Annotated in this window: 10 protein-coding genes; 8 read left to right on the forward strand and 2 right to left on the reverse strand. The window is 58.7% G+C overall.

Annotated features, from left to right (window positions below):
- Positions 1–14: 14 nt before the first annotated feature.
- Complete coding sequence (locus tag K5X80_RS04005; protein WP_222559560.1) at positions 15–845, reverse strand: Crp/Fnr family transcriptional regulator; 831 nt, start codon at positions 843–845, stop codon at positions 15–17.
- Positions 846–987: 142 nt separating this feature from the next.
- On the opposite strand from K5X80_RS04005, the gene K5X80_RS04010 reads away from it, so the two are divergent.
- The 3 genes from K5X80_RS04010 to K5X80_RS04020 are packed head-to-tail and all read left to right on the forward strand — an operon-like array spanning position 988 to position 4,047.
- Positions 988–2,490, forward strand: coding sequence for a sensor histidine kinase (locus K5X80_RS04010; protein WP_222559561.1), 1,503 nt, complete (start codon positions 988–990; stop codon positions 2,488–2,490).
- A complete protein-coding gene (locus K5X80_RS04015; RefSeq protein ID WP_222559562.1) occupies positions 2,483–2,929 on the forward strand; it encodes a response regulator in 447 nt (148 codons plus the stop codon). The genes K5X80_RS04010 and K5X80_RS04015 overlap by 8 nt, the downstream gene beginning before the upstream one ends.
- A gap of 2 nt (positions 2,930–2,931) precedes the next feature.
- Positions 2,932–4,047: a response regulator gene (locus K5X80_RS04020; RefSeq protein WP_261390684.1), complete on the forward strand. Its 1,116-nt coding sequence runs from the start codon at positions 2,932–2,934 to the stop codon at positions 4,045–4,047.
- 51 nt (positions 4,048–4,098) lie between these two features.
- Here K5X80_RS04020 and K5X80_RS04025 read toward each other — a convergent pair whose 3' ends face one another.
- On the reverse strand, positions 4,099–4,296 hold the full coding sequence (locus K5X80_RS04025) for a CsbD family protein (protein WP_222559564.1): 198 nt from the start codon (positions 4,294–4,296) through the stop codon (positions 4,099–4,101).
- A gap of 100 nt (positions 4,297–4,396) precedes the next feature.
- Here K5X80_RS04025 and K5X80_RS04030 point away from each other — a divergent pair, with 100 nt between their 5' ends.
- The 5 genes from K5X80_RS04030 to K5X80_RS04050 all read left to right on the forward strand — a co-directional run bounded on the left by K5X80_RS04030 (position 4,397) and on the right by K5X80_RS04050 (position 14,490).
- Positions 4,397–4,714 (forward strand): antibiotic biosynthesis monooxygenase family protein, encoded by a 318-nt coding sequence (locus K5X80_RS04030; RefSeq protein ID WP_222559565.1) that lies wholly within the window; start codon positions 4,397–4,399, stop codon positions 4,712–4,714.
- 375 nt (positions 4,715–5,089) lie between these two features.
- Positions 5,090–7,447, forward strand: coding sequence for a membrane-bound PQQ-dependent dehydrogenase, glucose/quinate/shikimate family (locus K5X80_RS04035; RefSeq protein WP_222559566.1), 2,358 nt, complete (start codon positions 5,090–5,092; stop codon positions 7,445–7,447).
- A 199-nt stretch (positions 7,448–7,646) separates the two neighbouring features.
- Complete coding sequence (locus K5X80_RS04040; RefSeq protein ID WP_222559567.1) at positions 7,647–10,145, forward strand: TonB-dependent receptor; 2,499 nt, start codon at positions 7,647–7,649, stop codon at positions 10,143–10,145.
- Between the two features lie 411 nt (positions 10,146–10,556).
- Complete coding sequence (locus K5X80_RS04045) at positions 10,557–14,033, forward strand: indolepyruvate ferredoxin oxidoreductase family protein (protein ID WP_222559568.1); 3,477 nt, start codon at positions 10,557–10,559, stop codon at positions 14,031–14,033.
- A gap of 127 nt (positions 14,034–14,160) precedes the next feature.
- Positions 14,161–14,490: a hypothetical protein gene (locus K5X80_RS04050; RefSeq protein WP_283249224.1), complete on the forward strand. Its 330-nt coding sequence runs from the start codon at positions 14,161–14,163 to the stop codon at positions 14,488–14,490.
- The last annotated feature ends 82 nt before the right edge of the window (positions 14,491–14,572 follow it).

The following is a 14,572-nucleotide window of genomic DNA, read 5'->3' on the forward strand; positions in this document are numbered from 1 at the left end:
ACCTTCCTGTGCGTTCACGGCAATGAGTTGTCGCGATGGAGATAGAGATCGGAAAAGCCGGCGATTGTGTAGAGCTGTTCGATATCGGCAACACGCAGGCGCCGACCTGTCCGCCTGACCGCACCCGATGCCTCAAGCGATCGCAATGTGCGATTGATATGGACAGGGGTCAAACCCAGCAAATCGGCAAGCTGTTCCTGTGTGAGCGGGATATCGCTTTCATCCAGCCCCGGTGATGCCATCTGTCGCAACCGGACATGCAGTTCGCACAGAAAATGCGCGAGCCGTGCAAGGGCGTCTCGTCGTCCGATATTGAGAAGCCATTCGCGGCCGATCGATGCTTCGATCAGGATATCGACAAGGACAGCCCGCGCGAGCGGCGGACGGTTCACAACGAGATTTTCCAGATCGGACAGAGAGACGATGGCAAGTTCGGCCACTGTCAGAGTCTGCAGATTATGATCCGCAGTTTTCAGGTAAAGCGATTGAAAATCGAGCGGGTCGCCGGGAATCTTGAGGGCGACGATCTGACGGCCGCCGCTTTTGGAAATCTTGTGACGAAACGCATAGCCCGAGAGCAGGATCGGACATATCTGCGCACAATCGCCTTCGCGGAAAATATACTCCCCGGGCTCCAGGCGCCGCAAGCTGTAGGGCAGTTCGGCCATCGCGTTCTGAACTTCAGTCGACAACAAGCTGTGGGACAGCAGTTTGCGCACGAAAATCTCGAGGCGTCCTTCGCCATGAATCACAGGCAGCCCGTTACGGGATAACGGCAAGTGGTCAGGGGCCATATTTTTGCTTTCCTGGCTGGTACGAATTCCGAATAAGCGACTGGCGCGCAAGTTCGTTCCAAGGTGCGGATATGATATGTTTTTACCTCGAATTTAACATGGGTTAAGTCAGGGTTCCCGGCGATCTGCTACACGGCCGGGGATGGGCGCTGGTCGCCGAGTATCGGCACCGTAAAACCTAGGAAAAGCGTCATTGGAAACGGATAAGATTACTGCGCTTGGCGGAAATGCGCGGTCGAACCGCATCATCATCGCTCTCCTCTCTATCGGTTTCGCAGCGCTCCTCGCAGCAGCGCTGGTCGCTTTCTGGGTGCAGCGGCAGAATGAGCAGGATGCGCGTTCGGTGTCCCATACCCTGGCTGTCGAGGCGAGCGTAGCGGCTTATGCCAGCGCCAACGAGCGGTTGGAGACGGCCCGGCGTGGTTTGTTGCTTACCGGCAACGCGGATTTCACCCGCACGATGGCGCAAGCTGAAACGGCAACGCGCAGCCGGCAGCGGGAACTCGACAGGCTCGTCTCTGACAATCCTTCGCAGCGCGCGCGGGTTGCCGAACTGCGATCACTTCTCGATGCTTATAGCGATCATCATCGTCGCCTGCTCGCTCTCGGTGATGCGGGCAAGCGCGCGCTCATTGCCGATTTCGGTAATGACGCGGGCGTAAGATATATCCGCCAGGCGCGAACGATTATTGACGCGATGCTGGCAGAAGAATTGGCATTGCTGCGTGAGCGCGAGCACCGGCAGGCCCGCACGCAGAAGCTGTTTCTCGGCGCGCTGATTGTGACCGGATTGCTGATCCTGATCGTTGCGATTGCCACCTTGCTTCTGATGCGCAGCAACCTCGTTGCGCTGCGCCTGTCGCGTGCAGAGCTTTTCCGGCTGAACGATGATCTTGAGGATATGGTCGAGGCGCGAACGGCGGAACTCAAGCGCGCCAATGCTGAAATTCAGCGATTTGCCTATATCGTTTCGCACGATCTGCGTTCGCCGCTCGTCAACGTGATGGGGTTTACCGCCGAACTCGAAGCTGCGCGTAAGGCCCTTGCAGACTACCTCGCAAAGAGTGATGCCGATGGTTGGCAGGCGCCCGATGCAGCGACACGCCTTGCCATCGAAGAGGATCTGCCGGAAGCGATCGGCTTCATTCGCAGCTCAACCCAGAAGATGGACCGCCTGATCAACGCGATTCTCAACCTGTCGCGGCAGGGCCGGCGTCTGCTGGCGCCCGAAAAGATCAATCTTACGGAACTGGCGCTTGGCATCGCGGCAAGTCTGGAGCACCGTGTGCAAGAGACCGGGACGGTGTTAAAAGTAGAACCGCTGCCGACCATCGTAAGCGACCGGCTTGCCGTCGAGCAGATGCTTTCGAACCTGATCGAGAATGCGCTCAAATATCTCAAGCCGGGGACGGCAGGTCTGATCACGGTCACGGGCGGGGGGGAATTGGGGCGTGTCTTTATCGAGGTATCCGACAACGGGCGTGGTATCGATCCGCGCGATCATGAACGCATTTTTGAACTTTTTCGCCGATCCGGACCACAAGACCAGCCTGGCGAGGGCATCGGGCTTGCTCACACCCGGGCGCTCGCCTACCGGCTCGGCGGCACGATAGAAGTGCAATCGGCCCTTGGTGAAGGCTCCACCTTTCGTTTGAATTTGCCCATGAAATGGCATGGCGGAGAAGAAAATGCCTGATCAACTGCCCGTGAATATCGTGATGATCGAGGATGACGAAGGTCATGCCCGCCTGATCGAAAAGAATATCCGCCGCGCCGGAATCTCAAACGCCATCCATCATTTTACCGATGGGACTTCGGCCCTCGAATTCCTGTATGACGCGAAGGACGGGCCGGTTCGCAACGGTCCTGCACTGGTGCTCCTCGATCTCAATCTTCCCGATATGAGCGGGACGGATATCCTTGAGCGCCTCAAGCGGGACGACAGCCCGCTGCGCCGCACTCCGGTTGTCGTCCTGACCACCACTGACGATAAGGTCGAAATCCAGCGCTGTTATGATCTCGGCTGCAACGTCTATATCACCAAGCCGGTGAACTATGAGAATTTCGCCGATGCGATCCGCCAACTCGGCCTGTTTTTGTCGGTCATTCAGGTTCCTGAAGCGGATCTTCCTTGAGCATGCCGTCGGCTCCCATTCTCTACATAGATGACGACGAAGGCATCCGCCGCCTCGTCTCGCGGGCCCTTGCGCGTAAAGGCTTGTCGATCTGCACGGCCGCTAGCGGCGCCGAAGGTATCGAGATGGCGCGGCAGCAAGATTTCGCGTTGATCGCCGTTGATCATTATATGCCCGATCAAAATGGATTGGTGACGCTGGCCGCGCTTCGCTCGCTCCCTAATTGCCCTCCTGTCGTCTATGTGACGGGATCGGAGGAAAGCCGTATCGCCGTGGCCGCGCTGAAGGCTGGTGCGGACGATTATGTTGTCAAATCAGTGGGGGAAGATTTCTTTGACCTGTTAAGCAATACTTTTGAACAGGTCCTTGAACGTGCCGAGCTGCGCCGCGCCCGCCGCCACGCCGAACAGGAACTGCGGGCAAGCAACATCCGCCTCGAAGCGATGCTCAAGGAGGTCAATCACCGCGTTGCCAACAATCTTCAGATGGTAATGTCCTTCATTACTCTGCAGGGCAAATCCCTCACCGATTCCGGCGCTCAGGAAGCGTTGCAGAAGGCACAGCAGCGCATCGCGACAATCGCGCAGGTCAACCGCCGCCTTTACACGACGGGCGATGTCGAATTCGTTGTTATGGACGATTATCTCAACAGCCTAGCCGCCGATCTGAGCGAGAGTTGGTCCACCTCCGGGGCAGTGCGCATGGTGACGGTTTCGGCCAAAGCGATACGACTAAGCACTGACAAGGCCGTGGTGCTCGGGATGATTGCCAACGAATGGATCAGCAATGCCTGCAAATATGCTTATGGAGATGCGGGGTATGGCGAAGTTCGCGTAAGTCTCACTCTGCACGGAGGGGGGGTACTGGAACTCGCCGTCGAGGACGATGGCATCGGTTACCCGGACGATGGCTCAATCCATGGGACGGGACTGGGAACGCGGCTTGTGGAGGCGATGGGACGGGCTCATCGTGCTGATATCTGCTATGGACCGGTCCCGGAAACGGGCAGGGGAACGCGCACATCGATCAAGCTGCAGCTAAGTGAGAAAGACCTTGCTCCCCCTGCGATCGCTGTGGGGGAGAATATGCCCTGGACGGATGAGGCAGGGGTTCGGTAAGACGAACCCCACACAGATATTCTGTGCGGGGTCGCATCTAAACGGGAATATTCAATAGCTGTTTTCGAAGTCATCAACTTCTTTTTCGGCTTCTTCGCGGGCTTGGCCGTATTTTTCCTGAATTTTTCCAGTAAGGATTTTCCGGATTCCGTTTATCTGGTCAATTTCATCATTGGTCAGTTCGCCCCATTTCTTTTGAATGTGACCCTTAACCTGCTCCCAATTGCCTTTTAATGTATCGCTATTCATCTCGTTTCTCCGTTTGGGATAGTGAGACAACGCTGCGCGATTACGAATGTTCCGGACCTATTGCGATGTTCTGACGTTGGTTGGGAGAAAGGAAGGAGCGATGTTCGTGGCGGCCTATTGGTGGAAAGTGCATCCCGGCAAAGAGGAGCAGTTTCGGGCGGCATGGCGGCGCGGAACGGAGTTAATCCGGCAAACTTACGGCTCACTCGGCTCGCGCCTCCATAGAGATGCTGATGGGCGTTTCATCGGTGTGGCCGAATGGCCCGATCAGGCGACGTGGCAAAAAGCTTTCGATGCCAAGATGGTGTATGACGATCCCGAAGCCCGCGCCGCTTTCGTCGATGCGGTGGCTGATGCGGCGGACGAACCTTTCCTGCTGATGGAAGTGACCGACGACCTGCTGAAGCGCGGGGATTGATCGCAGATCCCAATAGTTCATGGCGGGTAGCAGACATGCCTCTACGCGGCCAAGCGGAAGGGCCGGAGCGACTGGTATGGACGAGACACCCTCCATCGGGCCGGTGGTGGCTCTCAACATTGGCTAGCTTGAATTCAATTTTTCCCTGGTCGTAAATTTATAACTCACCGGTGAAGCGAGCCGGGCAACGCTGACGCGCATTTATCTGGAGCAAGGTCTGGCCGTCTTTCTTGCACGGAGCCGCCCGGTTTTGGCGTCTATAATCCGAATGAGGGATGCCAGACTCAATATCAGTCCATACCCTCGTCACCTGCTGAACACAGATGCCTCTCGGTAACTGAAAGCCATGATGGACATAAAGGGGGGAGGAGGGAGATGGTGCTCAAAAGATTTCTGCTATGGTCTCTGGGCGGTTTTCTGGCGATTGTCGGCATTCTGCTGGGAATTGGTGGCGCCTGGCTCGCGAGCCTTGGAGGATCGCTTTATTACCTCCCTGCCGGCCTCGCATGCCTGATTGCGGGCGTTCTGATCTGTAAAGGCAAATCGCTGGGCATCTGGATCTACTGTGCGGTTTTTGCAGCGACGCTTGTCTGGGCTCTGGTCGAAGTCGGCCCCAATTTCTGGCTCCTGCTTCCGCGTGTCGGTGGGCCCCTGGTTATCCTGTTGTATATGTTCACGCCATGGATACGGCAGCATACCGGCGTTCGGCGCACGGTTCCGCCTGCCACCGGTGATAGCCGCGCTCGACGGGGTAGACGCCCCGCATTTATCGCCATCGCCGGTATTCTGGTGCTTCTGATCCTGGGCTTCTGGTTTTGGCACGGGGTTGAGCGTGTGCAGCCTGCTGGGGCTGGAGAAACCCAGGCCCCGACGATCTGGGCCGATTATGCGGGCAACAAGGCCGGCACGCGCTTTTCACCTGCATCCCAGATCACGCCTGCGAATGTGTCGAATCTGGATGTGGCCTGGACTTACCGGACAGGGGATATTCCACGCGGTGCTGCGCCGCAGATGTTTCAGGCGACGCCGTTGCAGATCGGCGATACGCTTTATCTATGCACCCCGCATAATATCGTGATCGCGCTCGATGCGGATAGCGGGAAGGAACGGTGGCGGCACGATCCCAAGGTCGATGCAACAGGCGTTTTCACCGTTGCCTGCCGGGGCGTGTCCTACCATCAATCCAGCGATCCGGCTGCGAAGGTTTGCGCCCGCCGCGTTCTGGTATCGACGATAGACGGCCGCATGATCGCGTTGAATGCGGACACCGGACAACCTTGCCAGGATTTTGGCCGCAATGGCGAGATTTCGTTGCGCACGGGTCTTGGCGCGGTCGAGGGCGGCATGCAGTTTGTCACCTCCCCCGCCATCATTGTCGGCAATGCTGCAATTGTCGGCGGTTTCGTGCTCGACAATATCGGGGTCGATGAACCGTCGGGTGTCGTGCGGGCCTTCGATGTCGCCAGTGGCAAACAATTGTGGGGCTGGGACGCCGGCAGGGCGGACCCTACGCAAGGGTTGGCAGCGGACGAAACCTATGTGCGCGGTTCGCCGAATGCATGGAGCCTGTTCAGCGCCGACGAAAAGCTGGGCCTGGTCTATATCCCTACGGGCAATCCCTCGCCGGACCATTTCGGCGGGCTGCGGAGCCCGGAGAAGGAGCGCTATGGCAGTGCGGTGGTGGCACTGGATGTCGCGACCGGAAAAGTGCGGTGGTCGTTCCAGACCGTGCATCACGATCTCTGGGACTACGATGTGGCATCCCAGCCTGTGCTGGCCGATCTGCCAGTGGGCGGCATGCTCGTTCCGGCTCTGATACAAGCCACCAAACAAGGTGAGATTTTCCTGCTCGACCGGCGGAATGGCAATCCTCTGGCACCGATTGAGGAGCGGCCGGTGCCGCGCGGGAACGTTCCGGGCGAACGCTATTCTCCCACCCAGCCGGTCTCTTCGGCATTTCCGAGCCTCGTACCGCCGATCATGCAGGAAGCGGACATGTGGGGGGCAACACCACTCGATCAATTATGGTGCCGGATCGCGTTCCGGAAGCTGAACTATCAGGGCCGGTTCACTCCGCCATCGCTGCGGGATAGCCTGATCTTCCCCGGCAACAACGGGATCATGAACTGGGGCAGCGTCGCGGTGGATCAGACGCGCGGCATCATGATCGTGCCGACATCGTACATGCCATTGAAATTGCGACTTATCCCGCGGGATCAGGCACCGGCTGCGAACGGCATCGTCCTTGAAGGGCGGGGTGCGATCTCTCCCATGCTGGGAACGCCCTATGCGGTATGGACCGAGCGGCCTTTCGTATCGCCGCTGGGCCTGCCTTGTAATGCCCCACCGTGGGGGCGGTTGACGGCGATAGACCTGAAGACCCGTCAGATTCTCTGGCAGGGGCCGCTTGGGACGACCGCCGACCACGCTCCCTTGCGTATTCCGGTTCCGGGTGTCTTCAATCAGGGCGGCGCGATGGTGACGAAGGGCGGGCTCGCATTCATCGGCGCAACGCTTGACGATTATCTTCGGGCCTTTGACCTGAAGAGCGGGAAAGAAGTGTGGAAAGGGCGCCTGCCAGCGGGAGGGCAGGCCTTGCCGATGAGCTACGTTTCGCCGCGTACCGGCAGGCAATATGTCGTTATCGCAGCAGGTGGGCATGCATTCATGAACACGACCATGGGCGATTACGTGGTTGCTTACAGCCTCAAGGAAAAGGGTAAAGGGCCGTAGGGCGGACTAGCGACTAAACAAGTGTCGGACGCTGCATCAGAAGCGTGGGCGGCAGCAGTTGCCAATGAATTCGTTCCCGTATCCGCATAGTCCAAATGGAGGATGTGAGAGCGCAAGCCGGCCGATAGTTTGGGCGCGCAAAAGCGTCTCGCGCAAATTTGCAACAGTGTGAGTCGCACAAACAAACAGGGAGAGGGATATGAGGAAAGTAGCGGTTTTCCTGGCGGCGACTGCCATTGCGTCGCCCGGCTATGTGTATGCGCAGGACACGGCGGTTGAAGCGACATCGCAGGACCCGTCGCGGGGCCTGTCAGAAATCATCGTTACCGCACAACGCCGCGAGGAACGCTCACAAGATGTGCCGGTGGTTATCACGGCCCTTTCTCCCGACAGCCTGCGCGAACGCAACATAACCGACGTGCAGGGCCTGCAGAATCAGGTTCCTTCGCTGGTCGTCCAGCCCAATGGTCAATCGTCGCGCGACGTCATGTCTCCGTCGATCCGGGGCCAGGGCGCCTCGTTCCAGGGCTCGCCCGGTGTCGTCATTTATATGAATGAAGTGCCGCTTCCGGCAGCTTTCACGCTCAGCCAGCAGGGCGGTCCGGGTAATTTTGTGGATCTGCAGAGCGTGCAAGTGCTTTCGGGTGCGCAAGGAACCTTGTTTGGCCGGAACACGACCGGCGGCGCGGTGCTGCTGACAGCGGCCCGGCCGACCGATCGCCTGGAGGGCTATCTTTCGGGCGGTTTCGGCAATTACAATATGACCGAGTTCGAAGGCGTGCTCAATGTCCCGCTGACTGACAACCTGCGCGTGCGCCTTGTCGGTTCCGCACGCGATCGCGATGGTTTCACCAAGGATATCAACTGGAACAAGGATCGCGACAACCAGCATTGGCGGATGGGCCGCATCGGTATCGAGTTCGAGCCGGTCGAAGGCATCTCCAACTACACGATGGCCTATTACGGCTATTCGAAAACCAACGGCACTGGCATCGTGCCGATCAGCTTCAACTACCCCCGTCTGCTCGGTTTCACGATGGCCGGCTTCGGTAATTACTGCGGCACCAAGGCGAATCCCGATCCGAACTGCACTGTCTTGAAGACCATGATTTCCGATCAGGAGAAGCGGGGCATCCGCAAAGTAGCCCACGGCCTGGATGATTTTGCCAAGCTCGAAACCTGGGGTGTGAGCAACACGACCGATGTCGATCTGACCGCAGGCCTCAAACTGCGTAACATCATCAGCTTCGCATCGCTCAAGTCATTCTATGCTTCCGATCAGGATGGCTCGGTCGCCTATGTCAACGACACGGGCGTTACCTCGCTGAGCCGCATGGCGCCTAAGGATCACTACGAACTGTTCACCGAAGAGCTTCAGCTGCAGGGCGATACTCTTGACGGCAAGCTGACCTACACTCTCGGCGGTTTCTATTCGAAGCAGAAACCCGGCGGGCCGATGGAGGATTACTTCGCCACCTTGTGCGGGCTCATCAGCGAAGCTCAGGCTCTGCAATGCGCCGGGTTCCGGGGGGCGAAAGTCACCAACGAATCGAAAGCCCTGTTCGCCCAGGCCACTCTGGATTTTGGTGCGCTTTCCCCGGCGCTCGACCGCCTACGGTTGACCGGCGGATATCGTTACACGTGGGATAAGATCGACGGCAGCACAGTAAGCTATCGTCCGGCTCTTTATAGCGCCAATGTGACCTGTCTGTTCGACGGTGTCAGCGTCCCACGTGCGAATGCCGGTAATCTGACGGTCGATACCAATCGTGGGTGCCGCTATGAAGGCCACCTTAAGAGCAAGGCGCCCAACTGGACGATCGGCCTCGATTATCGCCCGATCGACAACCTGCTGATCTACGGCAAGGTTACGCGGGGGTACAAGGCAGGCGGTTTCAACGCCTTTGCCGTCAATTTCCAGTATGCGCAGTTTGGCCCGGAATTCGTGACCGATTGGGAAGCCGGTTTCAAATCCGACTTCAAGATCGGTGGTCGCCCGGTGCGTCTGAACGTCAATGGCTTCAACATGGATTACAGCAAGATCCAGCGGGGTCTGGCGGACTTCAATCCGACGACAAACCAGAGTGGCGCGGCCACGTTAAGCGAAGCGTCCGCGCGTATCCGCGGTGTCGAAGTGGAAGCGATGTTCAAGCCGTTCGATGCGCTCGAGATCGGCGGCAATTACAGCTACACCGATGCCAAGTACAAGTCGTTCACATACAATTCGGCTACTCCCGTCTGGGATTGTCACTCGACGGCGGCGAACGGATATCTGAAGACGGTCACTCCGGAGCTTTCCTGCATTCCGCTCCAATACATGTCGCCGCATATCTTCTCGGTCTATGGCCGCCTTGCGCTGCCGACCCCGGAAAGCTTCGGCGGCGTCAATCTGTTCGTCAGCTATGCATGGTCCGACGCGCGGCACCAATCCGGGCCCGCGCTGGAGAAATTTGTCGATGGCAGCGCGACCTGGGAGCCGGGCAGCGACCTGCCTGCCTATGGCCTCCTCTCGGCCTCGCTGGACTGGAAGGGCGCGCTTGGAAGCGGTCTGGATGTCAGCCTGTTCGGGACCAATCTGCTCAACAAGAAATACGCGCTCTCGAACAGCGGCGTGTACAACGCGATTGGCAACCAAGGTCAGATCTTCGGCGAACCGCGCATGTACGGCATCCGTCTGCGCTACAACTTCGGCAATTGAGGGCTAGTGTTGAAGTATCGGGGGCTTCATGTGCGGTGAATCCCCCGATTTCGACAAGCCGATGAAGTATTGACGGCGTGCGTTGTCGGGATGGGTATCCGGTCCCGGACGCCTGGATTAAGCGAGATATCCTTCCATCAGCCTGGCTGCGATGGAGTGGTCTTTATGGCGCCCAAATTATCTCGATATAGTTACACCTTCTTCATTATAATAAAGAGTGATGGTTCGGTCTTTGGCAAATACAAATAAAATTGCAACAGCGCGAGTAGAACGCGAAACCGTCAATTTTCTTTTGCGCGCATATGTATTTGATTTGACAACCCGCTTTCATGGAATGAACATTGCCATAGCGCGATAGCTGGCGCGATCCCCCTGATCGTAGCTTGCACGCCACAGGAGAGGATAGCGGGTATGGCCTCACCCAAGATGGCACCGGACGCGAAATACACGCAGATCGGCGGCAAGATCTTCGTATCGGGCAATCAGGCACTGGTGCGATTACCGATCGATCAGGCGCGCCGCGACAGAGCCGCCGGGCTCAAGACAGCCGGCTTTGTCTCGGGCTATCGCGGGTCGCCTTTGGGCCATCTCGATCAGGATTTGACACGGGCAAGGCCGCTGCTTGAGCCGCTCGACATCATATTCCAGCCCGGGGTGAACGAAGATCTCGCCGCGACCGCTGTCTGGGGGACGCAGCAAATCGGCTTCTTCGATCCCAAATTCGAAGGGGTCTTCGGCATGTGGTACAGCAAGGGGCCCGGCATCGACCGCTCGGGTGATGCGCTTCGCCATGCCAATCTCTGGGGAACCGCGCCCAAAGGCGGCGTCATCATGGCCGTGGGCGATGATCCGATGAGCCGGTCAAGTTCGATCCAGCAGCAGAGCGAACACACGCTCGCCTCCATGTGTATTCCGGTCTTCAACGCCGCCAGCGTGCAGGATATTTACGATTTCGGCATGATCGGCTGGCAGCTTTCGCGCTACGCCGGGGTGTGGGTTGCCGTCAAAGGCGTGTCGGATATCTATGAAAGCTGGCTTGAGATCGATGTCGATCCGGCCCGTACCGCAATCGAACTGCCCCCTCCGCCCGCTGCCAGTGTGCACACGCGCTGGCCCGACAGGTCGGTGGATCAGGATGAACGGATGCTGCGCTATAGGCTTCCGGCCGTCCGCGAATTCGCGCGTCTGAACCGCCTGAACCGTGTCACGCACGCGTCTCCGAAGCGCCGGGTCGGCATTGTATCGACAGGCAAGAGCTGGTCCGACACAATTGAGGCGTTTGCCGATCTGGGAGTCGATGACGCACAGCTCGCTGCGAATGGCATCGAAATCATGAAGATCGCTCTCGTCTGGCCGCTGGAGGCGAGTTCGATCGAGGCATTCGCAGGAGGTCTCGACGAAATACTGGTTATCGAGGAGTGCCGCGCGTTCCTTGAACCGCAAATCAAGGACATCGTCTTCAACATGCCGGAGGATCGGCGGCCGCTGATCCTGGGCAAGCGCAATCGCAGCGGTGAGGAATGGTTCGCCTCGCATGGCGAACTGACCCCGGCGACGATCGCCCGCGTGCTCCATCGCTGGCTGGAGCCCATTCATCGTACCGAGGCGATGTCCGGCTGGATCGGATATCTGGATCAGGTGGATACGGCACTTGCCGTGCCGCGCAGCAACGTCATCCGCACACCCTTTTTCTGTTCGGGGTGCCCGCACAACAGTTCGACCAAAGTGCCCGACGGTTCGCAGCAACTGGTCGGAATCGGCTGTCACTGGCTGGTCAATCTCATGGACCGGGAGGCGGTCACCTATCCGCACATGGGGGGGGAAGGGGCGAACTGGGCCGGGGCGTCGCATTTCCTCAACGACGATCATATTTTCGCCAATGTCGGCGATGGAACCTGGTTCCATTCGGGCTCCATGGCGATCCGGCAGGCGGTCGCGGCAAAGGTCAACATGACCTACAAGATTCTGTACAACGATGCGGTTGCGATGACCGGCGGGCAACCGATCGACGGGCCGATCAGCGTCGCTCAGATCACGCATGAATTGCGCGGGGAAGCGGTGCAGAACATCGCCGTGGTCAGCGCTGCGCCCGAACAACATTCGGTCGGCGATTTTGCGCCCGGCGTGCGCCTCCATCATCGCGATGCACTCGATCAGGTCCAGCGGGAGATGCGCGAACTGCCCGGTGTGTCGGTCATCATTTACGAACAGACCTGCGCGACCGAACTGCGCCGGCGGCGGGGCAAGAAGGAAGCTGTCGATCCGCAGCGCAGAGTCGTCATCAATGACCGGGTCTGCGAAGGTTGCGGCGATTGTTCCGTCCAGTCGAACTGCCTGTCGGTCCAGCCGCTTGAAACGGAATTTGGCCGCAAGCGCACAATCGACCAGTCCGCGTGCAACAAGGATTTCTCCTGCATCAAGGGGTTCTGCCCCAGCTTCGTGACCGTAGAAGGAGGGACGCTGGCCAAACCGCGCGGCGTCAGCATCTCTGCCGACCTGTTCGGCGATCTTCCCATGCCTGAAGTACGCGAGACCGATGACGTCTTCGGTCTCATGGTCGCTGGCATCGGAGGCACCGGCGTTGTGACTATTTCCAACCTTGTCGCGGCTGCTGCCCAAGCGGAAGGGAAGGCGGTCCAAGCGCTCGATCTGACCGGTCTCGCCCAGAAGTTCGGGGCCGTTTATTGCCATCTGAAAGTGGTCAACGATCCTTCCCTGCTGAAAGCGACCCGGCTTTCCGTGGGCCAGTGCGACGTGCTGATCGGTGCCGATATCGTCACTTCCGCGTCAGACGATGCGCTGTCCCGGCTGCATATGGGCAAAAGCGTTGCAGTGGTGAACGATCATCAGACGGTTACCGGCGCTTTCACCCGCGATCCGGAATTCACTGTCCCCATTTCCGCGCAACGGGCCGCTATTGAGCGCTTCTGCGGACAGGATCGGGCTACGTTTGTGGATGCCACGCGGTTGGCCGAACGGCTGACCGGCAATACGATCGGGGCCAACATCATGCTGCTGGGATTTGCTTGCCAGAAAGGCTGGCTGCCGGTGCACGCGCAATCGATTGAAGCCGCGATCGAGGCCAACGGGGTTGCGGTCAGCGCCAATCTCGATGTGTTTCGCGTTGGCCGCTTGCTTGCCCACGATCCGGCGGCGGTTGAACGTCTGGCCGCAGGTGGGGCAGTCACGCGGGACAGCCTGCTCCTGTCCGAGAGCGTCGATGACCTCATCGACCGCCGCAAGCGCGATCTGGTGGCTTACCAGAACGAAGCCTATGCGCAGCGATTTGCCGAACTGCTGGGCTCTTTCGCAAGCCGCGCCGAAGCCGTTCGTCCGGGTGATTGCGAACTTATCGAAATCGTCGCGCGAAATTATTACAAGCTCCTCGCTTACAAGGACGAGTACGAAGTCGCGCGGCTCTTTACCGATGGGGCTTTTCTGGACTCGATCAAGCAAGGTTTTACCGGCGATTTCAAGTTGGCCTTTCATATGGCGCCGCCGATCTTCTCACGGACGGACCCGGCAACCGGCCGTCCGGCCAAGCGCAAGTTCGGGCAGGGTATGCTGGTGGCGTTGCGCTTGCTTGCCCGTTTGAAGAGGTTGCGTGGGACGCATTTCGATATTTTTGGTTACAGCGAGGAACGGCGCGCTGAGCGCGCGTTGATCGCCGACTATGAAATGACCGTTGCCGAAGTCGTCGAACATCTGAATGCGGACAATTGGGAATCTGCCGCCGAACTCCTCGCCTGGCCGGAGCTTGTGCGTGGCTATGGCCCAGTAAAGCATGCGAATATCGAGAAGGCTGCCCAAGAACGCGCTTCACGCGCCGCTGTCTTCCGGGCACCGCCTCAAGTCTATGCCACTGTTCAGGATGTCGTATCAGCGTGATGCATTCTATGCCCTGTCAGCTGAGCTGATCGATGGGGCTTGACGGGAGCCGGTAAGGGGTGGCGATACCCTCTCCCATGAGCCCGCACTGCTCCAGTCACGATTGGAGGGAGAGTTGCCGGCACTGATGCTGATTGCCCATACCCCCACCGAAGACGGCAAAGTACGGATGTGGCATGCGCTGATGGTGCAATCGGCCGATCCGGCCCGGCCCGAGCAAGGTGTGGCCATTGCCCGTGCCTATCAGGAGGCGAGCAGAAGCACGCTCGCGCAGGATCTGGAATTATGGAATGCGAAGCGGGCCATTATCCAGCCGCTGATCATTCCCAAGGACGGCCCGGTCGGTAAGGTACGGCAGTGGTACAGCCAGTTCTATCAGCCTCTGCATGCGGCAATGGGCACGCAACAGCGGGTAAACGGCAAAGTGGTTTCGCTTGATACCAGAGTAGGGGTGTAGCGCGAGGCGCTAAAAGCGCGCCTGGGAAGCTAAATAACTCCCTCAAACGAAGACATCCCGCCTGAAGCAGGCCTCCCGATGA

Origin of the sequence: Caenibius sp. WL, assembly GCF_019803445.1 — a bacterium.
In the GTDB taxonomy this organism is placed as follows: Bacteria; Pseudomonadota; Alphaproteobacteria; order Sphingomonadales; family Sphingomonadaceae; genus Caenibius.